This window comes from Microbulbifer sp. ABE4_465, from assembly GCF_056160765.1.
Genome location: NZ_JBSWXV010000001.1, coordinates 623,644 through 650,014, shown reverse-complemented (window position 1 = coordinate 650,014; position 26,371 = coordinate 623,644). Strand labels below are relative to the sequence as shown.

25 protein-coding genes are annotated in these 26,371 nt (G+C 55.5%); 15 read left to right on the top strand and 10 right to left on the bottom strand.

The window, feature by feature from the left end; genetic code table 11:
- The first annotated feature begins 59 nt into the window (after positions 1-59).
- From ACXAG1_RS02605 to ACXAG1_RS02565, 9 genes are all read left to right on the top strand, one after another.
- Positions 60-1,910 carry a TonB-dependent receptor plug domain-containing protein gene (locus ACXAG1_RS02605; protein WP_475118853.1) on the top strand — a complete coding sequence of 617 codons (1,851 nt, stop codon included), beginning with the start codon at positions 60-62 and terminating at the stop codon, positions 1,908-1,910.
- Between the two features lie 36 nt (positions 1,911-1,946).
- On the top strand, positions 1,947-2,561 hold the full coding sequence (cobO, locus tag ACXAG1_RS02600; RefSeq protein ID WP_475092986.1) for a cob(I)yrinic acid a,c-diamide adenosyltransferase: 615 nt from the start codon (positions 1,947-1,949) through the stop codon (positions 2,559-2,561).
- 13 nt (positions 2,562-2,574) lie between these two features.
- Positions 2,575-4,050: a cobyric acid synthase gene (locus ACXAG1_RS02595; RefSeq protein ID WP_475118852.1), complete on the top strand. Its 1,476-nt coding sequence runs from the start codon at positions 2,575-2,577 to the stop codon at positions 4,048-4,050.
- On the top strand, positions 4,047-5,069 hold the full coding sequence (locus ACXAG1_RS02590) for a FecCD family ABC transporter permease (protein WP_475092988.1): 1,023 nt from the start codon (positions 4,047-4,049) through the stop codon (positions 5,067-5,069). Before ACXAG1_RS02595 ends, ACXAG1_RS02590 begins: the two co-directional genes overlap by 4 nt.
- Positions 5,069-5,854 carry a heme ABC transporter ATP-binding protein gene (locus tag ACXAG1_RS02585; protein WP_475092989.1) on the top strand — a complete coding sequence of 262 codons (786 nt, stop codon included), beginning with the start codon at positions 5,069-5,071 and terminating at the stop codon, positions 5,852-5,854. The genes ACXAG1_RS02590 and ACXAG1_RS02585 overlap by 1 nt, the downstream gene beginning before the upstream one ends.
- The gene (locus ACXAG1_RS02580; RefSeq protein ID WP_475092990.1) at positions 5,847-6,794 is read left to right on the top strand and encodes a cobalamin-binding protein; all 948 of its coding nucleotides are present in this window, start codon (positions 5,847-5,849) and stop codon (positions 6,792-6,794) included. Before ACXAG1_RS02585 ends, ACXAG1_RS02580 begins: the two co-directional genes overlap by 8 nt.
- Before the next feature lie 271 nt (positions 6,795-7,065).
- Positions 7,066-7,254: a hypothetical protein gene (locus ACXAG1_RS02575; protein WP_475118851.1), complete on the top strand. Its 189-nt coding sequence runs from the start codon at positions 7,066-7,068 to the stop codon at positions 7,252-7,254.
- The gene (locus ACXAG1_RS02570) at positions 7,196-7,645 is read left to right on the top strand and encodes a cytochrome c biogenesis CcdA family protein (RefSeq protein ID WP_475118850.1); all 450 of its coding nucleotides are present in this window, start codon (positions 7,196-7,198) and stop codon (positions 7,643-7,645) included. Before ACXAG1_RS02575 ends, ACXAG1_RS02570 begins: the two co-directional genes overlap by 59 nt.
- Before the next feature lie 66 nt (positions 7,646-7,711).
- Complete coding sequence (locus ACXAG1_RS02565) at positions 7,712-8,518, top strand: haloacid dehalogenase type II (protein ID WP_475093947.1); 807 nt, start codon at positions 7,712-7,714, stop codon at positions 8,516-8,518.
- Positions 8,519-8,573: 55 nt separating this feature from the next.
- Here ACXAG1_RS02565 and ACXAG1_RS02560 read toward each other — a convergent pair whose 3' ends face one another.
- The gene (locus ACXAG1_RS02560; protein WP_475092993.1) at positions 8,574-8,960 is read right to left on the bottom strand and encodes a TraR/DksA family transcriptional regulator; all 387 of its coding nucleotides are present in this window, start codon (positions 8,958-8,960) and stop codon (positions 8,574-8,576) included.
- Between the two features lie 93 nt (positions 8,961-9,053).
- On the opposite strand from ACXAG1_RS02560, the gene ACXAG1_RS02555 reads away from it, so the two are divergent.
- The 6 genes from ACXAG1_RS02555 to ACXAG1_RS02530 all read left to right on the top strand — a co-directional run bounded on the left by ACXAG1_RS02555 (position 9,054) and on the right by ACXAG1_RS02530 (position 16,619).
- A complete protein-coding gene (locus ACXAG1_RS02555) occupies positions 9,054-9,734 on the top strand; it encodes a ZrgA family zinc uptake protein (RefSeq protein ID WP_475092994.1) in 681 nt (226 codons plus the stop codon).
- 3 nt (positions 9,735-9,737) lie between these two features.
- The gene (locus tag ACXAG1_RS02550) at positions 9,738-10,217 is read left to right on the top strand and encodes a Fur family transcriptional regulator (RefSeq protein ID WP_475092995.1); all 480 of its coding nucleotides are present in this window, start codon (positions 9,738-9,740) and stop codon (positions 10,215-10,217) included.
- 1 nt (position 10,218) lies between these two features.
- Complete coding sequence (locus ACXAG1_RS02545; protein WP_475118849.1) at positions 10,219-11,217, top strand: CobW family GTP-binding protein; 999 nt, start codon at positions 10,219-10,221, stop codon at positions 11,215-11,217.
- Between the two features lie 188 nt (positions 11,218-11,405).
- Positions 11,406-13,853 carry a M1 family metallopeptidase gene (locus ACXAG1_RS02540; RefSeq protein ID WP_475118848.1) on the top strand — a complete coding sequence of 816 codons (2,448 nt, stop codon included), beginning with the start codon at positions 11,406-11,408 and terminating at the stop codon, positions 13,851-13,853.
- A 17-nt stretch (positions 13,854-13,870) separates the two neighbouring features.
- On the top strand, positions 13,871-14,356 hold the full coding sequence (locus ACXAG1_RS02535; RefSeq protein WP_475092998.1) for a DUF6702 family protein: 486 nt from the start codon (positions 13,871-13,873) through the stop codon (positions 14,354-14,356).
- 79 nt (positions 14,357-14,435) lie between these two features.
- Positions 14,436-16,619 (top strand): M3 family metallopeptidase, encoded by a 2,184-nt coding sequence (locus ACXAG1_RS02530; RefSeq protein ID WP_475092999.1) that lies wholly within the window; start codon positions 14,436-14,438, stop codon positions 16,617-16,619.
- 124 nt (positions 16,620-16,743) lie between these two features.
- On the opposite strand, the gene zigA is transcribed toward ACXAG1_RS02530, so the two are convergent.
- The 9 genes from zigA to ACXAG1_RS02485 form a co-directional block, all read right to left on the bottom strand.
- A complete protein-coding gene (gene zigA, locus ACXAG1_RS02525; RefSeq protein WP_475093000.1) occupies positions 16,744-17,937 on the bottom strand; it encodes a zinc metallochaperone GTPase ZigA in 1,194 nt (397 codons plus the stop codon).
- 63 nt (positions 17,938-18,000) lie between these two features.
- Positions 18,001-18,231 (bottom strand): hypothetical protein, encoded by a 231-nt coding sequence (locus tag ACXAG1_RS02520; RefSeq protein WP_475093001.1) that lies wholly within the window; start codon positions 18,229-18,231, stop codon positions 18,001-18,003.
- A gap of 92 nt (positions 18,232-18,323) precedes the next feature.
- Positions 18,324-20,327 (bottom strand): threonine--tRNA ligase, encoded by a 2,004-nt coding sequence (gene thrS, locus ACXAG1_RS02515; protein WP_475118847.1) that lies wholly within the window; start codon positions 20,325-20,327, stop codon positions 18,324-18,326.
- 57 nt (positions 20,328-20,384) lie between these two features.
- Positions 20,385-20,570 carry an SEC-C metal-binding domain-containing protein gene (locus ACXAG1_RS02510; RefSeq protein WP_475118846.1) on the bottom strand — a complete coding sequence of 62 codons (186 nt, stop codon included), beginning with the start codon at positions 20,568-20,570 and terminating at the stop codon, positions 20,385-20,387.
- A gap of 63 nt (positions 20,571-20,633) precedes the next feature.
- Positions 20,634-21,539: a GTP cyclohydrolase FolE2 gene (gene folE2, locus ACXAG1_RS02505; protein WP_475093004.1), complete on the bottom strand. Its 906-nt coding sequence runs from the start codon at positions 21,537-21,539 to the stop codon at positions 20,634-20,636.
- Between the two features lie 109 nt (positions 21,540-21,648).
- Positions 21,649-22,983 carry a dihydroorotase gene (locus ACXAG1_RS02500; protein ID WP_475093005.1) on the bottom strand — a complete coding sequence of 445 codons (1,335 nt, stop codon included), beginning with the start codon at positions 22,981-22,983 and terminating at the stop codon, positions 21,649-21,651.
- Entirely contained in the window at positions 22,980-23,405 is a 426-nt protein-coding gene (gene hisI, locus ACXAG1_RS02495) for a phosphoribosyl-AMP cyclohydrolase (protein WP_475093006.1), read from the bottom strand. Before hisI ends, ACXAG1_RS02500 begins: the two co-directional genes overlap by 4 nt.
- Before the next feature lie 12 nt (positions 23,406-23,417).
- Positions 23,418-23,828: a MerC domain-containing protein gene (locus tag ACXAG1_RS02490; protein ID WP_475093007.1), complete on the bottom strand. Its 411-nt coding sequence runs from the start codon at positions 23,826-23,828 to the stop codon at positions 23,418-23,420.
- Between the two features lie 61 nt (positions 23,829-23,889).
- A complete protein-coding gene (locus ACXAG1_RS02485; RefSeq protein WP_475118845.1) occupies positions 23,890-26,364 on the bottom strand; it encodes a TonB-dependent receptor in 2,475 nt (824 codons plus the stop codon).
- Positions 26,365-26,371: the final 7 nt, after the last annotated feature.

Below are 26,371 nucleotides of genomic sequence, written 5' to 3'. Positions count from 1 at the left end.
CGCACCGCATTGCTTCGCCTCCCTCGATCCCATGTGCATTTGTCCTTAGGGGTTGAACCTTGAATAAGATTCTTTTGAGCTGGGCCATCACATCCGCGGCCAGCGTACCGGCTTTCGCCAATACCATCGATTCCCGATCTGTGTCTGAGGGCGCGATTCCCGACCTCGAGACCATCATCGTCGTCAGTAGCCGCCAGGGCGAGCCACTGCGACGGGTTGCCACTTCCGTCGCCATACTGGATGAGAACGATATCAAGGCGCGCGGCTTCGTGTCGCTTGCGGACGTACTGCGCAGCGCACCGTCTGTGGCAGTATCCAATTCTGGCGGTATGGGTAAGGTGACCACTTTGCGCGTGCGCGGCGAAGACGGTTTCCGAACCCTGGTGCGAATCGATGGTGTGGATATTTCCGATCCTACCAGTACCCAGGGTGGGGCCCATATTCAGCATATTCTGACCAGTGATCTGGCTCGTGTGGAGCTGCTGCGCGGCCCGCAGGGGATGCTCTACGGCGCAGATGCCGGCGGTGTCGTCGATATTTCAACTCGCCGTGTATCGAACGGGCACCAGATCAATATGAGTGCTGAAGGCGGTCGCTTCGATTCAAGACGCTACAACGCCAGCGCCGGTGGCAGCACCGAGACCTTCGACTACTTCTTATCTGCCGCCAAGGCGCACACCGCCGGATTCAATACCAGCGTCAACGACACCGAGCTGCAGGACGACGATGGCTACAACAATGAGACGCTGCACGGCCGCGCTGGCTGGAATATTTCCGAGCAATGGCGCCTGGACGCGGTAGTACGGGATGTGGATGCCACCAGTGAATACGACCGCTGTGGCTGGCCGGTAACGCAGGATGTGTGCTCCGACACGTTCGGCCAGCAAAATGCCCGCGTCAGCCTTGCTCGCAACGGTGAAAACGGCCAGCAGGAACTTTCCTATTCCCGCGCTGAACTGACTCGCACCAGCTATGCAGCCGGTATTGCTTCCTACGATACCGAGGGCGATATCCAAAAGCTAAATCTGAATGGCAACGTCGACCTGAGTGGCAACCAGGCGGTGATCTATGGTCTGGAACGCCGCGAAGACTCGGTGCGCGATATGAGCCGCGATCAGTGGGCGGCTTATTCTGAATACCAGGGCAGTTACGCGGAGCAACTATTTTTTACCCTCGGCCTGCGCCACGACGATAATACGGATTTCGGCAGCCACAACAGTTTCCGAGCCAGTACCGCTTACCTGATCGATCAGGTTGCAAACGGGGCGATCAAACTGAAAGCCAGCTACGGTACCGGCTTCCGTGCACCGAGCCTGTTTGAGATTGACTACAACCGCTCGCAAAACAATCCGTTGCTGACAGCACTTACTCCAGAAGAAAGCCGTGGTATAGATCTGGGTATCGAATACTTTGGGGAGAATGCGCTGCATCTGGAACTGGTTCTTTTCGACCAGATCATTGACAACGAAATCGAATTTGACCTGAGCGACTACACCTATCGTCAGTACGGCAGTGAAAGTCAGTCCCGCGGTGTGGAGCTTGTTGCCAATGTACAGGTCTCCGAAACTCTGCAGCTTTCCGCCAACTATACCTACACCGACACAGAAACCGTCGACGACGCTCCGCGCCCGCGCCGTCCAAAGCAACTGGGCAATCTAGGGGTCCGCTACCAGCCAATCCGTGCACTCAGCGTTGCGGTAAACCTGCGCTCCAGTGCCGACGGTGTGGATATCGACGGTTCCGGCATGGATGATTATCAGGTACTGGATGCCAGTGTGCGCTATGCGTTGAACGATGCCGCCACGGTCTATTTGCGGGGCGAAAACCTCACCGATAAAGACTATGTGGAGATTGCCGGCTTCAACACCGCCGGTGCCGCGGCTTATGCCGGTGTAGAATTCAGCTTCTAAACCCGCGTTTGCCCTATTAGACCGAAAGAGGTGGCCATGTCGGACGACCAGCAAAAGAAAAATGCACGGCACAAAGCGGCCATGCAGAAACAGAAAGCCAAGGTGGATGCCCATATCGCCGCGGCAGACACCGAGCGCGGTGTCGCGGTTCTGCTGACCGGCAATGGCAAGGGAAAGTCCAGCTCGGCATTCGGCATGGTCATACGCGCACTCGGTTACGGCCACAAAGTGGGCGTTGTGCAGTTTATCAAGGGCGCGCAACTTTCCGGTGAAGAGCTTTATATCAAGAATCAGTGCCCACAGGTCAGGCTGTATCAGATGGGCACCGGTTTTACCTGGAACACCCAGGATCGCACCGGCGATATGGTAGAAGCGGAAAAAACCTGGGTGGAAGCGGTAACCATGCTCACGGACGCCAGCTATGACCTGGTGGTGCTCGACGAACTGACCTATATGCTCGCCTATAAATACCTGGACCAACAGAAAGTACTAAATGCAATCACACAGCGACCGCCGGAGCAGAGTGTGATTGTCACCGGTCGCGGTGGCGGCAGCGCACTGCAGGGCGTGATGGATACGGTTTCCGAAGTGAAAGATGTGAAACACGCGTTCAATGCAGGGATCAAAGCCCGCAAAGGCGTGGACTTCTAGCGGGCGAAACACCATGCCAGTAGTAATGGTGCAGGGCACCACATCCGATGCAGGTAAAAGTACACTCGTTGCGGCACTAGGACGCTACTTTGCCCGGCGTGGCGTGCGGGTTGCTCCCTTCAAACCGCAAAATATGGCGCTCAACAGTGCGGTAACCATCGACGATGGCGAGATAGGCCGCGCTCAGGCGTTGCAGGCGCAGGCCTGTAACCTGGAACCGCATACCGATATGAATCCGGTACTGCTTAAGCCCGCGTCCGATACAGGTGCCCAGGTCATCATTCAGGGCAGGGCGATCGGCAATATGCAGGCGCTGGATTACCACCAATATAAATCCACCGCACAGGCTGCCGTACTTGACTCATTCAACCGGCTGCGCACTCAGTACGACCTGGTACTGGTGGAAGGCGCGGGCAGTCCCGCTGAAATCAATCTGCGTGAAAACGATATCGCCAATATGGGTTTCGCCGAAGCGGTAGACTGCCCGGTGATATTGATCGCCGATATCGACCGAGGCGGTGTTTTTGCTCATCTCGTTGGCACCCTTCAATTACTCTCCGAGTCTGAACGTAACCGGGTAATTGGCTTTGTTATCAACCGGTTTCGCGGAGATATCAGGTTGCTGGAATCCGGGCTCGAGTGGCTCGAAGACTACACGGGCAAGCCAGTACTTGGCGTATTGCCCTATTTGCACGACCTCTATCTCGACGCGGAAGATGCCATCAGCACAAAGCAGGTCAACGCCGCCGGTAAACTGAAAGTTGTGGTACCAGTACTGCCGCATATCAGCAACCACACAGATTTCGATGCGTTGCGATTGCATCCGGACGTGGACCTTGAATTTGTCAGTGTCTGGAAGCCGGTTCCCGCCTGCGACCTGATCATTCTTCCCGGCAGTAAAAACGTGCGCGCGGATCTCGCGCACCTGAAAGTGAATAACTGGGCACAACAACTGGATCGCCACCTGCGCTACGGAGGAAAAATTATCGGTATTTGTGCCGGGCTGCAGATGCTCGGAACCTCGGTGCAGGATCCAGATGGGGTTGAAGGCGAGCCGGGTGCTGAAGCGGGCTTTGCTTATCTGGACTTTGATACCCGGTTAAATTCTCGGAAAGCGCTGGAAAACGTGCGCGGAATTCTCACTTTGAATACCTTAGCGTGTGAGGTACCGGTGCAGGGCTACGAGATCCACTGCGGCATTTCCCGGGGGCCGGCACTGGACCGGCCCGCGGCTCAATTGACTTGCGCCAGTGGCCAGAAGCGATCGGATGGCGCCGTCGATGCGGACGGGCAGATACTCGCCACCTATATTCACGGACTGTTTGATTCTGCTGCGGCACAACGGGCGCTACTGGAGTGGGCCGGACTCGAGCAGGCCAGTGCACTGGATTTGCAGGGGCACCGGGAACAACAACTGGATCGACTTGCAGACACCGTTGGCGAATACATGAATGGCGCCTGGCTTCAGCAGTTTGAGGGCCAGCAATGACACTGCAACGCCGCCACGCCCTGAACCTCGCCTGGTGGCTACTGCCAATGCTACTGGTGGCCAGCTTTATCTCCGCGATCGTCATAGGTGCGGTATCGCTTTCACTGACACAGGTAGCCAGTGCGCTGACGGGGCTTGGCGAAGCGGGGCTCGCGGCGGATATCGTACAGGCTATCCGCCTGCCTCGGGCTCTGCTTGCCACCGCGGTCGGCGCGGTGCTGGCAATTTGCGGCGCGATGCTACAAGGGTTGTTTCGCAACCCGCTGGCCGACCCGTCACTGATCGGAGTCACCGCAGGGGCGTCCTTTGGCGCGAGCCTCGCAATCCTGTTTGGCGCACAGGTCGCGTCAATATTTGGCAGTCTACCGGTTGTCTCTATCGCCGCTTTTTGTGGTGGTCTGGTGGCGGTGGGGCTGGTGTATCAAGTAGCGAGAGGGGTTAGCGGCACATCGGTAGCCACCATGCTGTTAATGGGTATTGCAGTAACCGCACTCTCTGCCAGCCTGACCGGGCTGATGGAATACTTTGCCGATAGCGAGATGCTGCGCCGAATCAGCCTGTGGCGAATGGGCGGCTTGGAAGCGGCCAGTTATGCCCGTGCCGCGCTGATTTTCTCTGTATTGACCGTACTGGTTGCCACCATGATGCGGTTCGGCGCATCGCTCAATGTGCTGCTGTTGGGCGAATCACAGGCCCGCCATCTTGGGGTCGATGTGGAGAAGACCAAGACCTGGCTGATCGTGCTCGCCGCCGCCGGTGTCGGCACCTCCGTTGCCGTCGCGGGCAGCATCGCGTTTGTCGGTCTGGTGGTCCCGCATATGGTTCGGCTGTGGGTTGGACCGGATCACCGGCAGCTGCTTCCGCTTTGCGCACTGGGTGGCGCGAGCCTGTTGCTGATTTCCGATACCCTCGCGCGATCCATTATCCCGCCGGTAGAAATTCCCGTGGGCCTAATTACCGCATTGATTGGAGTGCCATTCTTCGTGTCGCTGCTGAAGCGGAACAGGGAGTCGCTCTGATGGCCCTGTTGCTGCAGACACACAGCGTCACGGTTTGCGCCGACCAGCGCACCTTGGTGAGTGACATCGACCTGGAAATCCGGCCTGGCGAGCTCTTATGCGTGATCGGTCCCAATGGTGCCGGTAAATCCACCCTGTTGCGTGCGATCTGTGGGGAAGCGCCGCTGGCGCGCGGACAAGTCCTGTTCAAAGGCGCGCAAATTCAGAGTCTTTCTCCCGGGGCGCGGGCCAGCCAGCTCGCGGTGTTACCCCAACACAACCCACTTTCCTTTGCATTCACTGGCCTGGAACTGGTCGCCCTGAGCCGCAACCCGCACGCGACCGGTATCGCTCGCGACCGGGAAATCTGTATGGAGGCGATGTCCACCCTCGATGTCACTCACCTGGCCGGGCGGCTTTATCCGACACTTTCCGGTGGCGAACAACAGCGCCTGCAGCTGGCCCGGGTGATGGCGCAGATCTGGTGCGCAGAAGAGGTCGGCGACCGGTTGCTACTTCTGGATGAGCCAGCGACAAGCCTTGATATCGCCCACCAGTACGAAATGATGAAAGCCGTGAAGGCTTTTTCCCGTCGAGGGGTGGCGGTAATAATGACGGTACACGATCTGGCCCTGGCCAGTGGATACAGCGACCGCATCCTCGCGCTCAAACAGGGCCGTCGTATGGCCTACGGGGATGCACAAACGGTGCTTTCCGCCGATACCTTATCGGAGCTCTATGGCTACGCGGTAACCGTCGTAGCGCACCCGTTAACCGGCAAGCCACTGGTGTTAGCCAATGAGTGATTTTTCTACGGAATATGTGTTCAGGGAGAGGAGATGGGGGGCTCTCAACACGCTTGCCGTCGCCATCTTGACGTTTTTACTGTGTGTCAATGCGACCAGTGCCACGCAACCGATACGTATCCAGGACTCTCAGGGACACTGGATAACGCTGTCGACTCCTGCCACACGGGTAGTCGCACTGGCGCCCCACATCGTTGAAAATATTTACAGCGCTGGCGCGGGCGGCCGATTGATTGGTGCGATCAGTCACAGCGATTTTCCAGAAGCCGCGCAGCGGCTACCCGAGGTTGGGAATTACAATTCGGTCAGTTACGAAACGCTTATCGCACTCGAGCCCGATCTGGTTATCGCCTGGGGTTCTGGAAACGGGCAAGAGACCATTCAAAAACTCAGAGCGCTTGGCCTCCGGGTATTCGTTACCGAGTCACGCACACTGGACGATATTCCACGAAATGTTCGGCTGTTTGGCGCACTTGCAGGCACACGGGAACACGCCGACCGCGCCGCGGACAAGTGGCAGGAACGGCTGCGGTCACTCCGGGAGGCCAACGAGACACTGCCCGCAGTCACGGTACTGTACCAGGTATGGAATGACCCCCTGCAGACCCTCAATGGCGATCACCTGATCAGTGACGTGATCAATGCCTGCGGCGGGCGCAATGCCTTTGCCGACGCAGCGGTACTGGCCCCAAAAATCAGTATTGAATCGGTACTGGAGAGAGACCCCGAAGTCATCATCGCCAGCGGGATGGGCGAATCCCGCCCGCCCTGGCTGAATGATTGGCTGGCCTATCCAGGATTACGAGCGGTCAAAAATGAAAATCTCGTCCACGTACATCCCGACCTGATCCAGCGGCATACCTTTCGTATTCTCGAAGGTATGGAGCGGGTATGCCGCAGTCTCGCATCGGCGCGATCAAAACGCGCGCCGATTGACTGACGCCGAACACTGCACTCCATTCATCCCCACTCATCGCCTGCTCGCAGTTCATTGTCCCACGGCCAACGGGTTCGTCCGCCACTGTGCGTGAACGATATGCCGACACCTCGCTTTCAATCTCTCAACCACTGACCGCGCTCAGTCGAGTGATATCTCGGACAAAGCGTGCAGTAAACCCTGGAACCCCTACTTGAGCGATCGCTCAAATAACGCTACATTCAGCGCTGTATTAGCGCTCTCAATCCTGAAATTTGTCGTACAAGGACACCTGATGAAATCATTCTTTACCGCACTCGTCTTATTTCTCGGCATCGCATCCAGTGTATTCGCCCACGCAAAAGAACCATTTACCGAGCAGCGCTTCAATGAGCTGAAAAACGCCGGCGATGTGGTACTGGTAGATGTGTTCGCCCAGTGGTGTCCGACCTGCGCGAAGCAGCAAACGGTCTCGATTAACTAGACACTTCGGCAATAGTACTAGAGGCGAAAACGCCGGCGCTACCGGCCAGTTTCTGGTTGGCGCTCTTCTGGGCCTGGTGTGGCTACCGTGTGTAGGGCCGACGCTGGGAGCAGCAATTGCACTGGCATCGGTAGGTCAGCAGATACCCATGGCTTTTGTGGTCATGTTTGCATTTGGCGTTGGAACCGCCTCCGCGCTTTTAGCCGCAGCATACGTTTCCGGGCGACTGCTGGAGCGCTGGCGCGGAAACATTATGACCAGTGCGGACCGGGGAAAAAAAATACTGGGAGCCCTATTACTCATTTTGGGGATGATGGTGCTGACTGGACTCGACAAGGTACTGGAGGCCTTTGCGCTCGGCATTCTGCCGGACTGGGCCCTAACTCTATAACCAATGGCGCTGCATGAGGGTACTGACTGAAGCGCCAATCTCCATCCAAGAAACCACGTGGTAACCATGAAAATAGTTCGATTGATTGGCCAAATCTTCATCGCATGCCTGATTGTCCTTTCGCACGCGGTAGGCGCTCAGGAAGAGCGCGGTGCCGAGGAAAAAGCTTCTGTGCGGAAACTCCCAAAAGTCATCATCTTTGATGTCAATGAAACGCTACTGGATCTGGAATCCATGCGCGCATCGGTGGGCAAGGCATTGGGGAATAGGGAAGAGCTGCTGCCGTTGTGGTTTTCCACTATGCTCCATAACTCTCTGGTGACAACCGTGACCGGCGATTATCAGGATTTCGGCAAAATAGGGGTGGCATCACTCCTGATGGTGGCGGAAAACAACGGTATCGCACTTTCCGAAGCGCAGGCCAGGGAAGCTATCGTTCCTCCTCTATTGAGTCTGCCCCCGCATACCGATGTGGTTCCGGGCCTGACCGAATTGACGAAGCAGGGGTTCAAAATTGTCAGCCTGACAAACTCGTCAAATTCGGGCGTTAAAACGCAGTTTGAAAATGCAGAGCTGGCGGACTTTTTCACGGAGCGCTACAGCATCGAAGACATTCAGATCTACAAGCCCGATCTCCGCGCCTACCGGTGGGCACTGGCACAGCTGAAGGTAGCACCGGAAGACGCCTTGATGGTTGCGGCCCATGGTTGGGATGTGGCCGGCGCGAAAGCGGCGGGGTTGCAAACTGCGTTTATCACACGGCCCGGCAAAGCCCTATACCCGCTGGCTCCTGCCCCGGATTATGTGGTCGAGAGCGTAACCGAGCTCGCAGATATCCTGCAGCGCACCAAGTATTCGCAACCAGTCCGCTGATTGCAGGCAAACGGCAATAGTGGCCTCGCCGACGTGAAGCGCAGTGGCCGCAATCTTATCGCTGTTTGCGAAAGTTGCGTTCCTGCTGCTCCTGACGGGATTTCTCCTCAAACGAGAGCTCCGCAGTGGGGCGCAAAAGTAGTCTCTTCAACCCAATCGGATCGCCACTCACTTCACAGTAGCCGTAACTGCCGTCTTCAATTTTATCCAGCGAGCGCTGTACCTTACGCAACAGGAAGTATTTGCGCTCGGTGAACCGGAGACTCTGTCGGTTTTCTTCCTCGGCGACTGCACGGTCCAATTCATCCGCCGCTTGTAGGTCCGCCGTGGCAATTGTCTCGCGTACGGCTTCGATTTCTGCGCGCGTTTCCTCTTGAAGCTGCCGCAATCGATGCTTGAAAAATTCCAACTGCTGAGCGTTCATGTAGTCAGCTGCTGGCATATTCAGGAGTTCTTGTTCGGAGATTAAAGACATAGGGGCTTAGCGTCACTGCTGTTGATTATACTGGCACTCGAATGATATGGTGTAACATCAATGTTCCGCAAGCGTTCTATGTCATGGATCCGGTCCCGGATGCTCGGCACAGAAGCGCCCTGGCGCAGACAATCCAACCCGAGGCCGACAAAAGTGACCACAAAGCGAAAGCTGTTCCTTTTTCCCATGCTTCTTATGGCGTTTACCGCTCACGCGCAGCACACTGCACACGTGCACGGCGAGGCGCTGCTGACGATCGCCACCAGTGATGAAACTCTGCAGATTGAATTTGAATCCCCGGGAGCCAATCTGGTGGGTTTTGAACACAAACCTGAAAACCCGGATGAATTCCAAGCCCTGGCGGTAGCCACTAAGCAGCTGGCGATCCCAGCACAGCTATTGCGCTTTAGTGGGACAGAGTGCCAGCTACAAGACACCGATGTCACGCCCCCACATGGCGAGCGGGATCACGGGAGCGGCGAGCATGGTGAGGCTCATCATGAGCACGACGGACATGGCGCGCACGAGGCGCACGCGCATCACGCGGTGCACTCCGAACACTCGAGCTTCCGCGCCACGTATCTTTTTCGCTGTAAAAATCTGAACGCGCTCGAGAGCATTTACGTTACTTTGTTTGACCAGTTCCCCAATATCCACAAAATTGAAGTACAGTGGCTCACTGCCACCCGCCAGGGGGCCGTCGCTCTGACCGCGAAAAACCGAACCCTGAAACTGAAGTAATCGATGAACGTGTCCCAAATCAAACGCACACTCGGAGCCGCCGAGGACGCCTGTCGGGCTACAGGTGCACGACTCACCGAGAAGCGCAAGAATGTGCTCGCAGTACTGCTGCGAGCCAGAAAACCGCTTTCTGCGTACGATATCGTCGATCAATATCTTCGGGATTACGCTGAGCCAATTCCGGCAATGTCCGTCTACCGTATGCTGAATTTTCTGGCGAAAGAAAACCTCGCACACAAACTCAATTCCGAAAACAAATACCTCGCCTGCGCCCATATCAATTGTAAACACCACCATGGAACACCCCAGTTTCTGATTTGCGGAAGCTGCAACAAGGTCATTGAGATCGCCATTAGCCCTGAAGTCATTTCCGCCCTGACTGATGCGGTAAAAGGGGCCGGGTTTCGATTGCAATCCACTCAGCTGGAGCTCGATTGCCTGTGCGACGATTGTGCCCAGATAGCCACCACTTCAGGCTCGTGAAATGATCCAACAGGTCCCAACCAATGTAATCACCGGCTTCCTGGGTGTCGGGAAAACCACAGCCATTCAGTACCTACTGGCAAGCAAGCCCACCAACGAACGCTGGGCGGTACTGGTCAACGAATTTGGCGAGGTCGGCGTCGATGGCGCGCTGTTTGGCCCGGAGAGGGATAGCGAAGTATTTATTCGCGAGGTGCCCGGTGGTTGCATGTGTTGCGCCGCAGGCTTACCCATGCAGGTCGCATTAAACCAACTACTCACCAAAGCGCGCCCCCACCGGCTTCTGATCGAACCCACCGGACTGGGTCATCCGCGGGAAGTACTGGAAACACTGTCTGACGGCGTTCGCAATGGTGTATTGGACCTGCGCGCAACACTCACACTGGTCGATGCACGCTGCGTCATGAATGAACGCTATTTGCGCAGTGATACATTTCGCCAGCAAATTGAGGTCGCCGACTTGGTGGTCGCCAATAAATCCGACCTCTACGGGTCGGAAGACCTTGAAAACCTTCGGCGCTATCTCGCCTTCCTGCCCGGCGAGTCCGACAAACCATTGCAAACCGTGGAGCAGGGCAGGATACAGCCCGAATGGCTGCAGGCACCGAGCATGTTTCAACTCCCGGAGAAGCGCGCCCATCATCACACCCCTGTGCTGGCAGAAGACGAGCCGCTACCGGCCTGTGGCTATCAGAGGGCCGAAAACAGCGGCGAGGGGTACCACAGCTGTGGTTGGCGCTTCGATGCCACACTTCTGTTCGATTATGACAAATTGTTCTCGCTGATCAGTGGTACAGAGTGTGAGCGCCTAAAAGGTGTTTTTATTGCCGAGCAGGGGGTCTTCGGGTTTAACAAGGCCGGCGATGTTTTAACGGTGATTGAGCTGGATGACGCGCTCGAAAGCCGTGTGGAGTTGATTAACGCCGAGCCACTCGACTGGGACGCCACTGAAGCAAGCTGGTTGGCAGCCAAAGCAAGCTCGAGTGCGAGCGACGGTTAATTTCCCTGCGAACAAGTACCGCTGAAAATTTCGACCCGCCAGCCAAAAGCCGAACATCGCAATGCTATCCATGCAAAAGCCAGGGTAAAGCGCCATGTTTTCACGATAAATCAACATATTACACGGTTGCCCTCCGGTGACATATTGATATGATGTAACGTCGATGTGATACGGCTGGAAACCAATCAATGAAGCTGAAACTTGTCGCCCGCCTCTCAGTGGCGCTCCTTGTACTCTCTCCCGCAGCCCTGACTCAGGCCGCTGATCCCCTGAACGTAACAGGCGATAAGTTTCGTCAGCTAGACGAGTTGCTGCCAACCGCAAATGTCTACCGCAATGCCGGTGGGGAACCCGGACAGGCATACTGGCAACAGCAGGTGGATTACCGCATTGATGCCCGCCTAGACGAAGACAAGCGCGCTCTCAACGCCAGCCAGACCATCACCTATTCCAACAACTCGCCAGATACGCTCAAATTTCTGTGGTTTCAGCTGGACCAGAACCGGTTCCGCCTGGATTCAATGGCGGAAACCACGCTCGCGTTCGGCGGGCTGGGTAATCGGGGGCCCGGTACCCGCTCAGAGTCGCCCGAAGCACCAGCGGGAATTACTTTTGGGGAACTGCGCCGGCAACAGTGGCTTGCCGATAACGAAGTCGGCTACACCATCCGCAACGTGAAAGATGCCAATGGCAACTCTCTGCGCACCACCATTGTCGGCACCAACATGCGTGTCGACCTGGCACAACCGCTGAAGCCCGGTGAACAGCTCACCTTCAGCATGGATTTTGCCTTCAATATCGTGGAAGAAGATGCGGTTTCCGCCCGCTCCGGCTACGAGCACTTCCCGGACGATGCCCGAGACGGGGGCAACGATATCTTCCTGCTGGCACAGTGGTTCCCACGCTTACACGCCTACACCGATTACGAAGCCTGGACCAACAAGGAGTTTCTCGGACGCGGGGAATTCACCCTCGAATTCGGCAATTACGAAGTCAATCTGACCGTGCCGGCGGATCATATCGTATCGTCCACCGGAAGCCTGCAAAACCCCGAAGAAGTGCTGACAAAAACACAGCGCGATCGGTTGGAGAAGGCGCGCAATGCCAAGCGTCCGGTATTTATTGTCACCGAAGAGGAAGCACTGGAAAACGAGAAAGAAGGCACTCGTAAAACCAAAACCTGGCAGTTTAAAGCGGACAAAGTTCGCGATTTTGCCTGGGCTTCATCACGTAAATTCATGTGGGATGCCCGCGGCTATCAGCAGGGTGGCGACATCATGCCCGAGGTGATGGCGATGTCTTTCTACCCGAAAGAGGGCGGTGAACTCTGGAAAAAGTACTCCACCGAGTCCGTAATCCACACCATGGAGGTCTACTCGCGCTTTTCCTTCGACTACCCGTATCCGGTTGCACAGAGCGTAAATGGTCCTGTGGGCGGCATGGAATACCCCATGATCACCTTTAACGGCCCGCGCACTACCCTGCACGAAGACGGCAGCCGCACCTGGACTCAAGCCGAGAAACGTTTCCTGATCGGTGTCGTCATCCACGAGATCGGCCACATCTACTTCCCGATGATCGTCAACTCCGATGAACGTCAGTGGACCTGGATGGACGAGGGCCTGAACAGCTTCCTCGACGGCGTCGCCGGCCGCGAGTGGGACCCGGAAATGCCATGGGGCGTAGAACCCCGGGACATCGTCGACTACATGAAGTCCGATATTCAGGTACCGATCATGACCCAGTCAGACTCCGTACTGCGTCTGGGACCGAACGCCTACACCAAACCTGCCGCTGCCCTGAATATCCTGCGTGAAGTCATTCTCGGAAGAGAACTGTTCGATTACGCCTTCAAGGAGTATGCGACCCGCTGGCAGTACAAACGTCCGACACCGGCCGATTTTTTCCGCACCATGGAAGAAGCCAGCGGCGTGGATCTGGACTGGTTCTGGCGCGGCTGGTTTTACACCACCGATCATGTCGATATCAGTATCGACAACGTACAACAACTGCGTCTCGACACCCTGAACCCGGATATCGATTTTGAACGCCGTCGTCAGGAAGAGGCGGACAAACCGCAGCCATTGTTTGAAAAGCGCGAGCGCGATGCCGGCAATAAAACCTGGCTGGAAAGAAATAAAGACATCCGGGATTTCTACGACGAGAATGATCGTTTCACCGTCACCAACAAAGAACGCAACGAATACGCGCAGTTGCTCGCCGATCTGGAGCCCTGGGAACGGGACGTATTGAAGCGGGCACTGGACGAAGACAAAAATTACTACGTAATGGACTTCTCCAACCTGGGTGGCCTGGTCATGCCGATCTTGCTTCAGCTCACGTTCGAAGATGGTAGTGTGGAAGAACGCTATATTCCCGCAGAAATCTGGCGCCGCTCTCCAGATGCCGTATCGAAACTGGTAGTGACGGATAAAGTTCTTGAGCAAGTAGTGGTTGATCCGCGCTGGGAAACCGCTGATGTCAACAACGATAACAATCACTTCCCCCGTAGGATCAACAAGTCGCGCCTGCAAATTTACAAGGAAGAAAAGCGCACTGACCCGGTCTATCGGGACATCATGCACGACTCGAAAACAAAGAAAGAGGAGCCCAAACCGGGCTTCCACAAAAAGTAAACGGGGAGTAGGGCACCATGCGGAAACTGATCTTTCTCTTTACCATGTTGATAGCCTGCACAGCGCAGGCTCATCAGATGAAAACCGCCATTACCAGAGTGGTTTTCAGCGACCAGACTCAGAATGTTGAAATCATGCACCGGTTTTACGTGCACGATGCGGAACATGCGCTAAGCGAACTGCTCGGAAAACAGGTATACCTTTCAGAGAACAAAGAAGCGCAGGCACAGTTCGCGCGGTATATTACTGCGCACTTCCGCATGGGCGTGACGGAAGGGACTTCACTGCCCCTGACGACCATTGGTGAGGAAGTGGATGGAAAATTTATATGGGTATATCAGGAAGTACCGCGCCCAGACAACGTCTCGGAGCTCTGGTTTGCATTTGACGCACTGCAGGAGCGGTGGCCTGACCAGGTAAATCAGATAAATGTCGAGGGATTGGGCAAGGTGCGATCCCTGATTTTTGATCGCCACAGCAGATGGCAATCGCTCAACTACTGATGAGTGCACACACCATTATTCAAAGTGCGTCAGTGAAATCTCGCTGATGCCCGTAACAACTTCTATATCGGAGAACAACATGCGTAAATCCCTGCTCGCGGTTGCAATCGTGGCGATGACAGCCTGCTCAGAGTCACCTGAATCTGTCGTCGACAAAGAGAAACAGGTCACAGCTGGGGAGAACGCCCAGGTTACTGCGGAATCCTCCGCCACTTCCAATGAGAACAACCCGCTGCTGAAGGCAAGTACACTTCAGTATCAGGCCCCCGATTTCAGTAAAATCAAGGATGAGCACTTCGAGCCGGCATTTGAGCAGGGCATGCGTGAGCACCTGCAGGAAATCGAGGCCATCGCAACGAACGCGGACAAAGCGAGTTTCGCCAATACGATCGTTGCCATGGAGAAATCTGGCGCATTGCTGACCCGCACATCACGCGTCTTTTTCAACCTCTCCGGCACTGACAGTAATGAAGCGCGCCGCGCCCTGCAAAGCAAGCTTGCGCCGAAACTTGCCGCCCACTGGGACAGCATCTATCTGAACGATGACCTGTTCGCCCGTGTTTCATCCCTGTACGAGCAGCGTGTTGCACTGGAGATGGATCCAGAGTCCGAACGTCTGCTCGAAGTGTACTACGACAACTTTGTGAAGGCCGGTGCAAAACTGTCTGCAGATGAAAAAGAAACACTACGCGCGCTTAATGAAGAGCATTCCAGCCTTACCACTAAATTCAGCCAGAACCTGCTGAAGATCACCAAAGAAATCGCAGTGGTCGTCGACGACAAGGCGGAGCTTGAGGGGCTTTCCGAAAGCGCGATCAAGGCTGCCTCCCAGGCCGCGGCAGATGCCGGGCACGAAGGTAAGTACCTGATCAACATCACCAACACGACCCGTCAACCGGTCCTCACATCGCTGAAAAACCGTGAGCTGCGTCAGCGCATCTGGGAAGCGTCGGCCAATCGCGGAACTTCCGGGGAGTTGGATAATCGCCCGATCGTCCAGCGCCTGGTTCAGATCCGTGCACAGAAGGCCAAACTGCTCGGCTATGACAACTGGGCGGAATATCAGCTGGTAAACACCATGGCTGAAAAGCCCGAAAGTGTGCTGAATATGCTGAGCTCCATGGTCCCGGCAGTCGTCCGCAATACCAAAGCGGAACAAGCCGATATTCAAGCGATGATCGAGCGTGAAGGCGGCGAGTTTGAAGCTCAACCCTGGGATTGGGCTTACTACGCTGAAAAAGTCCGTCAGGACAAATACGACCTGAATGAACAGGAAGTACGTGAGTACTTTGAGTTTAATCGCGTTCTGAACGACGGCCTTTTCTATACCATGAACCGTCTCTACGGTATCCGTTTCGAAGAGCGCCCGGACCTTCCGGTCTACCATCCCGACGTGAAGGCATATGAACTGTTTGATCACGACGGCAAAAGCCTGGCTATTTTCTATGCGGACTACTTTGCCCGTGATGGCAAACGTGGCGGCGCCTGGATGAGTTCTTTTGTTGGCCAGTCCGGCCTGCTTGAGCAGAAGCCGGTGGTGGTGAATGTCATGAACATTCCAAAAGGCCCGGAGGGCGAGCCCACGCTGGTGAGCTATGACCACGTGACTACCATGTTCCACGAATTGGGTCATGGTCTCCACGGCATGTTCTCCAATGTCCGTTACCCCAGCCTGGCTGGCACCAGCGTATCCCGCGATTTCGTCGAGTTCCCGTCAACCTTTGAGGAGGACTGGGCTGGATTGCCGGAAGTACTTGAAAATTACGCTTACCACTACAAAACCGGCGAACCAATTCCGGCAGAGCTACTGGAGAAGGTGCAGAAAGCCAAAAACTTCAATATGGGCTTCGACACTCTGGAGTATATGTCTGCAGCCTTGCTGGATATGGAATGGCACGCACTGCCAGCGGACGCGGAACTTCAAGACGTAGAAAAGTTCGAGGCAGCGGCACTGAAAAAGCATGGTGTTGACCTGGCCGCAGTACCGCCACGCTACAAGTCCACCTATTTCGCCCATTCTATCGGTGGCGGCTATTCCGCCGGCTATTACGCATACATGTGGAGTGAAATTCTGGCCGCCGATGCCTTCGCGTATATTCGAGAGCGCGGTGGTTTGACGCGTAAGAATGGAGACTGGTACCGCAAGAATATCCTTGAAACCGGAAACTCCCGCCCGCCGATGGAATCCTATGTCAAATTCCGCGGCCAGGAACCCACCACTGAAGCGTTGCTTGAGCGCCGTGGTCTCAATTCAGAAGGCTAACGTGTGCTGAAAGCGCATGTAAAAGCGACGTAAATTGAACCTAAAAAGCGGGCCAATTTGGCCCGCTTTTTTTACCTGCGCTGTAGCGAGGTTTAAATTCGATCTGCAAATGCAAGAGTTTTCGCTAGTCCCACGCCGGAAAAGGGTCGGGCATGGTTCGCCAGACTATCTCGCCAGCTTCCATCTCAAGGTCGTTTAGCAGGCACTGATCCAGCCGTTCTCTGATCCATGCCTCTGGAAGATTCTGGCCGATAAACACCAACTCCTGACGGCGGTCACCGAACGGCTCCTCCCAGTTATCGAGAATATACTGTTGCTGCTCGGTGTTTTCCGGCCATTCGTCCCGCGGTACAGACGCCCAGAAATAGCCGGCCGCGCCGTGCTGGGCGATCCCGCCAGCCTGGCTCCAGGTGCCAGCGTAATGGGGACGGCTGGCCAGCCAGAAATAACCTTTGGAACGCAGCAACTTGCCGCTCAACTGGGGATCGTTAAAGAACTCGAACAGCCGCTGTGGGTGGAAAGGGCGGCGCGCGCGATAGGCGAAACTACTGATACCATATTCTTCGGTTTCCGGGGTGTGCTCGCCACGCATCTCCTTCAGCCAGCCCGGTGCCTGCTGTGCCTGATCGAAGTCGAATTTCCCGGTCATCAGTACTTTTTCGATGGGAACACTACCTTTTTCCATCGGTAGAATTTCTGCCCGGGGGTTGAGGCTGCGCAGAACGGCTTTCAACTCTTCCAGTTGCGTATCGCCAATGAGGTCGATTTTGCTGATCAGTAGAATGTCACAGAACTCAATCTGATCCACCAGCAAATCCGCCACGTTGCGCTCGTCTTCGTCGCCCAGATATTCACCGGCCTCCTTGAGCGACTCTGCCGCATGATAATCCTTGAGGAAATTGGCCCCATCCACCACGGTAACCATGGTATCCAGCCGCGCGACCTCAGACAGGCTCTGTCCGTCTTCGTCGGCAAAGGTAAACGTCTCGGCCACGGGCAGGGGTTCGGAAATTCCAGTGGACTCGATCACCAGACAGTCGAAGCGGCCTTCTTTCGCCAGTTTGGTAACTTCCAGCAGTAGATCTTCGCGCAGGGTACAGCAAATGCAACCATTGCTCATTTCCACCAGCTTTTCTTCTGTACGGTTCAGCTGCACCTCATTGTTCACGAGCGCTGCGTCGATATTGACTTCGCTCATGTCGTTGACGATGACCGCCACACGAAGATCCGCACGATTGTTCAGGATTTGATTCAGGAGGGTCGTTTTTCCGGCGCCGAGAAAACCGGAGAGCACCGTTACAGGTAACTGCGTAGTCATTTAGATAATTCCGAGTATGACAGAATGGAAAGCGTTGGGGTGTTACCCAGCAGAATCGTGGAATTACAGGCTGGGATGTTTTATTTCTTCACTCGCGCGCACGAACCACTCAAGGGTGCGCTGGCGTTGCGCCTCGCCATAAAGCTCAACAAAGCGCTTGGTCATGTAGTCCGACTCGTTCTTGAGTGACTGTATGCGGCTGTTGATAAAAGTTTCCGTCAGCTCCAGACCACAGGTGACGGTAATGCAACGCCGCCACTCTTGATAGTTCTGCGGTATAAAAGACGCTTCCATATCGCTCTTCCTCTTGCTTCTGGTTGACTGCTTAACGGCCGGCGTTAGCCGGCGGTTAAGCAATGGATAAGGTGGTATTTGCTGACTGAAGACTAGCTTGGGCTACCTTCCAGTAATTCCGTCAGGTCCGCTTGTCTGCGCGCACGAGCTGCCTCGTCTGGTCCTTGTGCTTCCTGCGTCAGCAACGCAAGGGCTTCCTCCAAGGGCAGGGTACCCAGATCCTCACCGTCGCGACTGCGAATAGCGATGGTGCCGGTATCACGCTCTCTGGCGCCGGCTACCAAAAGGAATGGCACCCGTTGTAGGGTTTGCTCGCGGATCTTGTAGCCGATCTTTTCGTTGCGCACGTCAGACTCAGCGCGCACCCCGGCTCCACGCAACAGCTTTGCTACGTCTTTCACATAAGTCGCGTGATCCTCGGTAATTGAGAGAACCACTGCTTGCACCGGCGCCAGCCAGGTAGGCAACTTTCCTGCGTGGTGCTCGATCAAAATACCGGTGAAACGTTCAAGCGAGCCGAAGAGGGCACGGTGGAGCATGACCGGACGCTTGCGCTCACCGTCTTGAGCAACATATTCAATGCCGAAACGCTCCGGTAGGTTCATATCTACCTGCAGGGTGCCGCACTGCCAGTCGCGGCCAATGGCATCGCGCAGTACAAACTCGAGTTTTGGCCCATAGAAGGCCCCTTCACCGGGGTTCACCTGATAGGTGAGCCCCATGCTTTCCAGTGAGCGCACCAGTGCGCCCTCAAGCTGATCCCAGGTGGCATCGTCGCCCATACGGTTATCGGGGCGTGTGGAAAGCTTGATCCGCACGTCTTCAAAACCGAATTGGCGGTAAATCTCCAACACGAGGGCAACTACCTCGCGACATTCCTTGTCCATCTGCTGGGGAGTGCAGTAGATATGCGCATCATCCTGGGTAAAGTGGCGCACACGCAGTAATCCGTGTAGCGCACCGGAAGGTTCGTAGCGATGCACCTTGCCGAATTCACACATGCGGATGGGCAGATCGCGATAGCTCTTGAGTCCGTGACGATACAGCAGCACGCTACCCGGGCAATTCATTGGCTTCAGCGCGAGCGCGCGGCCATCTTCCGTCTCCGTGGTGAACATGTGATCGCGGTAGTTCTGCCAGTGGCCGGAAATCTCCCAAAGACTGCGATCCATCACGTCGGGGGAGTTCATCTCTACGTAGCCCGCGTCCTGCTGACAACGACGCATATACGCAATCAGCTGCTGGAACACAGACCAGCCTTTGGGGTGCCAGAATACGGCACCTGGGGCATCGTCATGGAAGTGGAACAGGTCCAGTTCTCGACCAAGTTTGCGGTGATCGCGCTTTTCGGCTTCTTCGATACGCTGGATATAGGACTTGAGCTGTTTCTTGTCGGCCCAGGCGGTGCCGTAGATACGTTGAAGCTGTTCGTTATTGGCATCGCCACGCCAGTAGGCGCCAGACAGTTTGGTCAGTTTGAAGTGCTTCAGAAAGCGTGTGTTCGGCACATGGGGGCCGCGGCACATGTCCACGTACTCCTCATGAAAGTACATGCCCATTTTCTGCTCAGCGGGCATATCCTCAATCAGGCGCAACTTGTAGTCTTCACCGCGCTCCGAAAAGATACCAATGACCTCCTCGCGGGGCAGTACCCGTTTGACCACGTCATAATCCTTGGCGATCAACTCGCGCATGCGCTTCTCGATCGCCGCAAGATCTTCATGGGTAAACGGGCGCTCGAAGGCGATGTCATAGTAGAAACCCTCGTCAATCACAGGGCCGATGACCATTTTCGCACTTGGATAGAGCTGCTTCACTGCGTGCCCAATCAGGTGCGCACAGGAGTGACGGATAATCTCCAGGCCCTCATCATCCTTCGGTGTGATGATCTGGAGCGCCGCATCCTGCTTGATCGGGTCCACAGCGTCGACAAGCTTACCATCCACCTTGCCCGCTAGCGTATTTCTGGCAAGCCCGGGGCCAATGGCGGTCGCGACCTCCAGAACGGTCGTCGAGAGTGGAAAGGCGCGCTGGGACCCGTCCGGGAGTGTTACGAAAATGGTGGATGCGTTTTCAGTTTCAGACACGGATGACATGATTCAGGTTTCCATACGAAAGGGCAAAGCTTATAAGACGCACAAAATGACTGCGTATTAGAGGTTTTTCCCACAGCACTTCTTGAATTTCTTACCGTTACCACAAGGGCAGGGGTCATTGCGCCCAACCTTTGGGGTCGACCGTGTAACGGGCGCTTGAGGTGCACAGCAACTTTCGCTACTGCAGCAACTCGCCGCTTCCCTATCTAGCTCTTCGGTGGAGCGATTGATTTCTCCGAACATAGACCTTTCACTTCTCAGTTGTTGACCTGCACTCGTGGCACAGTTCAAATAGTTTAGAGGGGATTAATCGATACAAGCCTTTCGATCGATCACTACAGCATTGTGTGCATGGAGGCTTTCCTGATGCTCAACTTTGAACCAGTAGTCTTTTACCCAGGTCGACTGCTCCAATACTGCCTTGATTTTTCGCGCCGCATCTTCACAAAACATCAGGTTATTCGCGTTCAGCCGCGCGAATTCCTGTTCATCGCTGCGCTTGACCATGGTCTGGACCGGTGTACCGATCGCTTCCTCGAAACTGAAAATAAGGGATGGTAACGATGGCCAGCTGCTGTCACCCAATGTTAGGTCCAGATAAGCATAAGAGCGCTGGCTATGGGGTGTGGCAACGCTCGCGGCCTGTACCTGCGTCAGCAGTGCCTGTTTCTCAACTTGCGGGGTGGTGAACGCCTCATCAAGGGCGTTTGACAGCAGCTGACGTGAAAGCGCGGCGGAACAGGGACAGGTACTGGAATAGGGAATAGTTACCTGTAACCCATAGTCGTAGACGCCTTTGCAATATTGACCACTGATCGCAACGCGATAGGTCTGGTAGCCGGTCTCGTTACTCAACAGCGAAGTTTTGGGCAGCAGCAGGTCGAAAGCCAGATCAATTTTCGCGCTTTGGCTGATTCCCGACTGAGATTCGACCATTTTCCCCAGAAGTGTATCCAGGCCTTCTTTGTCACAAGTGGTCGCGGCCAGCTCGTTGAGGATCGCATGCAGCCGCGACATATGGATGCCTTTCTCGGCGGCATCGTCGAGGCTGACATACACATTCGCTGTGGCGGCAACCACCTGCTCTTGGCCGCCAGCCAGAGAGAGAGTCAGGGGAACGGCGATACCTTCCATACCAACCCACTGTAACGGGTAGGTACCCGTTTCAATCTGGGTTTTGGCGATATCGGGGAGGGATCCGGTAAACTGCATGTAACTCTTGCCTAAATCTGAAGATTCAAAAGACTCTAAGCCCGTCAACGATGTGTTGAGGGGCCTTGGTGTGCCACCGTTGCTCTATAGGTGTTTGACGCACGGGTTATCAGCGATCAAAAGAAAGGGGCATCGCGACGATCTCAGCTGCGGCAATACCATCGCTGCTGTAGACCTGTCGGCCATTGACCCAGGTGCCAACAATTTGCGAAGAAAAATCGTGTCCCGCAAACGGTGACCAGCCGCAGTGATATAGGGTGTTCTCGTTGGATACCGAGGTAGCGGTGTCTGGATCGACCAGTACCAGGTCGGCAAAGTAGCCTTCGCGGAGGTAACCTCGGCCAATCACGCCATAGCGAATCGCGGGGTTGTGCGCCGTTTTTTCGACAACCTGCGCCACACTCATACGTCCGTGTTTCACGTGGTCCATCAAGGTCAGCAGGGCATGTTGCACCAGGGGCAATCCTGCCGGTGCCTGTTCGTAATCAACCTGCTTTTCCTCCCACGTATGGGGCGCATGGTCGGTAGCAATAATGTCGATCTGATTACTATGTAACGCCTGAATCAAAGCATTGCGATCGCGCTGGCTTTTGATAGATGGATTACATTTGATCAGATTGCCGAGACGCGGGTAATCCTCGTCGGAAAACCACAAGTGATGTACGCAAGCTTCTGCCGTGATTTGCTTGCCCTGAACCGGCCCGGGCTCAAAAAGAGCCAACTCCTTTTCCGTGGTGATATGCAATACATGTAATTGACTACCGTATTTCTTCGCCAAATCAACCGCGTAGGAAGATGACGCAAAACACGCATCAGTATCACGTAGCTTTGGGTGATCTTCGATCGTCAGCACCGATTTAGAGCGCCGCAATACCTCGTGGTTTCGACGAATGATCGGGCTACTTTCACAGTGGGTAACGATCAGCGCTGGCGACTCGCGGAAAATCGTATCCAGCGCCGCAGGGTGCTCTACCAGAAGGTCGCCGGTAGAGGCACCCATAAAGACTTTTACACCACAGTGCCTGACCGGATCGAGCCGCTTGATCTGCTCGAGATTGTCCTCTGTAGCGCCCAGATAGAATGCGAAATTGGCGGCCGAGCTCGTGGCAGCTATCGCGTACTTGTCTTCGAGAGCTTCAATGGTGGTGGTGGCGGGGTTCACATTTGGCATTTCCATATAGCTGGTAATGCCGCCTGCAACCGCTGCTCGGGATTCGCTGGCGATAGTGCCTTTGTGGGTAAGGCCGGGCTCGCGAAAGTGCACCTGGTCGTCGATCATGCCCGGCAGTAGATAGGCCCCGTCTGCGTCGATCACGCGATCGCCGGGCGTTGCGGCGATTTCCGGGCAAATTTTTGCGATCCGCTCGCCAACAATTCGAACATCCGCATCGATCACATCGCCTTCGTTGACCAATCGCGCATGCTTAATCAATGTCGAGGTCATACGGATACAGGATCTCCGGTAACCCAGATTTTTCGCTGCTCCGAATCGACCTGCAGATAAAAACACGACCGCCGGCCGGTATGGCAGGCGGCGCCTTGCTGCTCTACCTGGCAGAGCACCACATCGCCATCGCAATCGAAGGCCATGGAAACCAGGGACTGCACATGGCCACTGGTCTCACCCTTGACCCACAACTGCTCGCGACTCCGTGACCAGTAGGTAACGCGCTGGGTCTCTATGGTGGCAAGCAGGGACTCTTTGTTCATCCAGGCGAACATCAGAACCGTTTTACTCTGCGCATCCTGAGTGATTACCGGGATCAATCCCTGCTCGTTAAATGCCAACTGCTCGATAACATCGTGTAGCGCCAAAGGGGCATCCTCGGGGTGCGTTTCGAGCGCGATAAAATAATCCCGTAGCATTGCCTGTCTCGCTTAACTGTTGCTGGAGGTGGGGCAGGCGCAGTCAGAAGGCTGCTGGCACAGGCGGTAATTCCACAGATGTCCGAATGCAACCAGACTGGCACCGCTAACCGTCAGAAACTTCTCACCCAACTCTCCAGCGGATTCGCCCAGGAGAACTGCGGCGGCGAGTAATATCAGGCCGGCACCACCCAGCACAACAACGCGGTAACGCTTGTGTTGCTTACAGCCCATGGTCAGCGCATATACACTGGTGGGTATTACCGCCAGCACCATCCACAGGTGAAACGCCTCGTTATCCAGGCCCAGTGCCGCCATACTAGGCACCAGTGCCAATACCAGCGGCAACGCCAGACAGTGGATAGTACACATTGCAGATAGGCCAATGGCGATCTTGTCTGTCGCTGCTGTTGTCGGTTTCATTACTACTTTTTCCTTTTCCCTGACCTGGGCTCAGGTCAAATTCGAGAAATATTTAAATCAATTAGAAAGTGCCGCGCATGCCAAGGCTGAAACTACGGCCCGGAAGCGGGGCGCGGTCTTTCAGGAAGGAGGCATGTACACGGGCTTCTTCATCGGTGAGATTGTGACCTTTCAGGAATACGGTCATGTCACCGAAGTTGCTGGCGAAGGTATAGCCCAGCTCCGCTTCCACCAGGGTGTAGCTATCGGTAGCCGTTTCCAGCTCCGCCACTTTGTCCTGCTCAAAATAGTGGGAGGCGCCGAAGCCAGCTTCCCAACCGTTTTGCGCGTAAGTCAGTTGCCCACCGAGGCGCACTGGAGGAATACGCGGCAGATTACCACCGTCTTTTAGCTTGCCGCGAATACTGTCACCCCACAGGGTCAGGGTGAAGGGCTCTGAGAACTGCCATGCCAGCTGCGCTTCCATACCGTAGAGCACGCTATCCGCTTGCTCGAACACATACACGGGCAGGGCACCGTGGTCGTGGGCATGCTCGTGCTCTTCACCTTCCTCGTGCGCATGCTCTTCGTGATCATGGCCTTCGAAATCTTCACTGGTAAAACCACTATCCCGCTCGTAGTAGAAGTTACCCACTTGGTTGTAGAACAGGTTTACCACCCAGCCGATGTCTCCGGAATGCTTGCGCAAGCTGAGATCGAGGTTGTTGGATACCTCTTCTTGCACATCGCTGCCGTAATCGAAGTGGGGCTCGTCGGTTACATGCAGGTCAAACAATGCACCTACCTCAAAGCTTCCGGTACCGATATGTGGACCGTAGGAAAAGAGTTCTGACGCACTCGGTGCACGCTGAGCGTGGGTCAGAGACAAGCCCGCGTTGTAGTCTGCGGCAAAATCCCACACCACACCTGCGGAAACACTATATGGCGTGAAATCAAGCTCATCGAATACCAGCAGTTCCGCTTCTTCATGCGCGTGCTCTTCGCCTTCGTGTTCTTCCTCGTGCTCATGCTCATGCGCTTCCCAAGGAATAGGATCGGCTTCGATAGAGACCTTCTCTACACGCGCGCCGAGCTGCCACAGGAAATCACCCATGTGCTTTTCCTGCATCAGAGCAATCGCCAGTGTGTCAGTACGACTGGGTGAGGTGAAAGCCTCTTCGCCAACTGCGGCAAAATCGCTCGACTTACCTTCAACTGAGACAGCACCGCGCCAGCCAGCCATTTCCTGTAGCAAGAGGTCCACACGCGCCTGTACCGTCTCGTTCTGGAACAGGGTGCCAATAGTGTTGTTTTCGATTTCGACGTGTTCGTAATCGGTATAACCGATGCGCGTGTTAACGCCGCTCAGCAGGTTGTTATCCAGGCTCAGTTCACTGATCAGCTGCCAGCGATCCTGTTTCAGGTCGGAGAGCACTTCCGCTTCTTCCTCGTGCTCATGCATCTCGGATTCTGCGTGCTCTTCCCCGTGCTCCTCGTCCCCATGCTCATCACCATGGGCGTGGCTGTGACCTGGAATTCCGTTTACCCGCTCCAGGCGGCCATAGGCGAGGCCAATAAAACCGTTTTCCAGCAACACGCTACCGCCGAGGTTGAAGCCTTTGCTATCGGAAGCGCTGTTTTCCAGGATGCCTACGGTACTCTCTTCGTGTGCTTCGTGTTCTTCGTGCTCCTCGCCCTCATGGTCGCGATCGGACTCGAGTTCTGCAGCACCAGGAATCTCGTAGTTATCACCCTTGCGAGTAAAACCGTCTACATGGAACGCAAAATGCTCGCCGCCACCGGTGTAGGCGAACGAGGCGTCTTCCTCGCTGTTTACGGTGCTGTGGCCGAACTGGAAGGCACCCTTGGATTCACTGGAAGAGGGCACGCGGTCATCGACCACGTTTACCACACCGCCAATGGCACCGGAGCCGTAGAAGAGGGTGGCGGGACCGCGCAGGATTTCGATCTGCTCAGCGGTGAGTGCCTCTGTGGCGACTACATGGTCCGGGCCAACGCGGGATGCGTCACTCACATCCAGACTGTTCTGGGTAATCAGTACGCGGGGGCCGCTCAAACCGCGAATCACCGGGCTGCTGGCTACGGGGCCAAAATACGTAGAGTGCACACCGACTTCGTTTTTCAGGGTTTCACCCAGAGTTGCCGCCTGCTTGCGCCGCAAACTGTCGCCGGCCAGTACGGTCACCGGCTGCGCAGATTCCATGGTGGAAGTGTGCAACGGCGTTGCGGTCACATCGATCTGCTCGATTGCTGAGCGACGCAGGGTGATAACCAAAGGCGCCACATCGGCATTTTCGAAACGCAGGGTCTGGTGGCTGTAACCGGGTGCGTTGATATGCAACTCGTTCGCTGCTCCGCTCGCCGTGTCGAGCGAGAAACGGCCCTGTTCATCGGTGCGGGTCTGCAACAGAGTACCGGTCACCTCTACCGCCGCACCGCTAATAGGGTTACCGGCTGCGTCTGTCACCTGGCCAGAGAGTGCGTTGGCCAGGCCAGAAATGGTCATCAATGCGAGGGAGATCGCTGTTTTTTTCATTATCAGT

Coding starts and splice junctions, on each gene's coding strand:
- cobO (WP_475092986.1), top strand. CDS start 1,947: ATGTCGGACGACCAGCAAAAGAAAAATGCACGGCACAAAGCGGCCATG.
- ACXAG1_RS02595 (WP_475118852.1), top strand. CDS start 2,575: ATGCCAGTAGTAATGGTGCAGGGCACCACATCCGATGCAGGTAAAAGT.
- ACXAG1_RS02590 (WP_475092988.1), top strand. CDS start 4,047: ATGACACTGCAACGCCGCCACGCCCTGAACCTCGCCTGGTGGCTACTG.
- ACXAG1_RS02585 (WP_475092989.1), top strand. CDS start 5,069: ATGGCCCTGTTGCTGCAGACACACAGCGTCACGGTTTGCGCCGACCAG.
- ACXAG1_RS02580 (WP_475092990.1), top strand. CDS start 5,847: ATGAGTGATTTTTCTACGGAATATGTGTTCAGGGAGAGGAGATGGGGG.
- ACXAG1_RS02575 (WP_475118851.1), top strand. CDS start 7,066: ATGAAATCATTCTTTACCGCACTCGTCTTATTTCTCGGCATCGCATCC.
- ACXAG1_RS02570 (WP_475118850.1), top strand. CDS start 7,196: ATGTGTTCGCCCAGTGGTGTCCGACCTGCGCGAAGCAGCAAACGGTCT.
- ACXAG1_RS02565 (WP_475093947.1), top strand. CDS start 7,712: ATGAAAATAGTTCGATTGATTGGCCAAATCTTCATCGCATGCCTGATT.
- ACXAG1_RS02560 (WP_475092993.1), bottom strand. CDS start 8,960: ATGCCAGCAGCTGACTACATGAACGCTCAGCAGTTGGAATTTTTCAAG.
- ACXAG1_RS02555 (WP_475092994.1), top strand. CDS start 9,054: ATGTTCCGCAAGCGTTCTATGTCATGGATCCGGTCCCGGATGCTCGGC.
- ACXAG1_RS02550 (WP_475092995.1), top strand. CDS start 9,738: ATGAACGTGTCCCAAATCAAACGCACACTCGGAGCCGCCGAGGACGCC.
- ACXAG1_RS02545 (WP_475118849.1), top strand. CDS start 10,219: ATGATCCAACAGGTCCCAACCAATGTAATCACCGGCTTCCTGGGTGTC.
- ACXAG1_RS02540 (WP_475118848.1), top strand. CDS start 11,406: ATGAAGCTGAAACTTGTCGCCCGCCTCTCAGTGGCGCTCCTTGTACTC.
- ACXAG1_RS02535 (WP_475092998.1), top strand. CDS start 13,871: ATGCGGAAACTGATCTTTCTCTTTACCATGTTGATAGCCTGCACAGCG.
- ACXAG1_RS02530 (WP_475092999.1), top strand. CDS start 14,436: ATGCGTAAATCCCTGCTCGCGGTTGCAATCGTGGCGATGACAGCCTGC.
- zigA (WP_475093000.1), bottom strand. CDS start 17,937: ATGACTACGCAGTTACCTGTAACGGTGCTCTCCGGTTTTCTCGGCGCC.
- ACXAG1_RS02520 (WP_475093001.1), bottom strand. CDS start 18,231: ATGGAAGCGTCTTTTATACCGCAGAACTATCAAGAGTGGCGGCGTTGC.
- thrS (WP_475118847.1), bottom strand. CDS start 20,327: ATGTCATCCGTGTCTGAAACTGAAAACGCATCCACCATTTTCGTAACA.
- ACXAG1_RS02510 (WP_475118846.1), bottom strand. CDS start 20,570: ATGTTCGGAGAAATCAATCGCTCCACCGAAGAGCTAGATAGGGAAGCG.
- folE2 (WP_475093004.1), bottom strand. CDS start 21,539: ATGCAGTTTACCGGATCCCTCCCCGATATCGCCAAAACCCAGATTGAA.
- ACXAG1_RS02500 (WP_475093005.1), bottom strand. CDS start 22,983: ATGACCTCGACATTGATTAAGCATGCGCGATTGGTCAACGAAGGCGAT.
- hisI (WP_475093006.1), bottom strand. CDS start 23,405: ATGCTACGGGATTATTTTATCGCGCTCGAAACGCACCCCGAGGATGCC.
- ACXAG1_RS02490 (WP_475093007.1), bottom strand. CDS start 23,828: ATGAAACCGACAACAGCAGCGACAGACAAGATCGCCATTGGCCTATCT.
- ACXAG1_RS02485 (WP_475118845.1), bottom strand. CDS start 26,364: ATGAAAAAAACAGCGATCTCCCTCGCATTGATGACCATTTCTGGCCTG.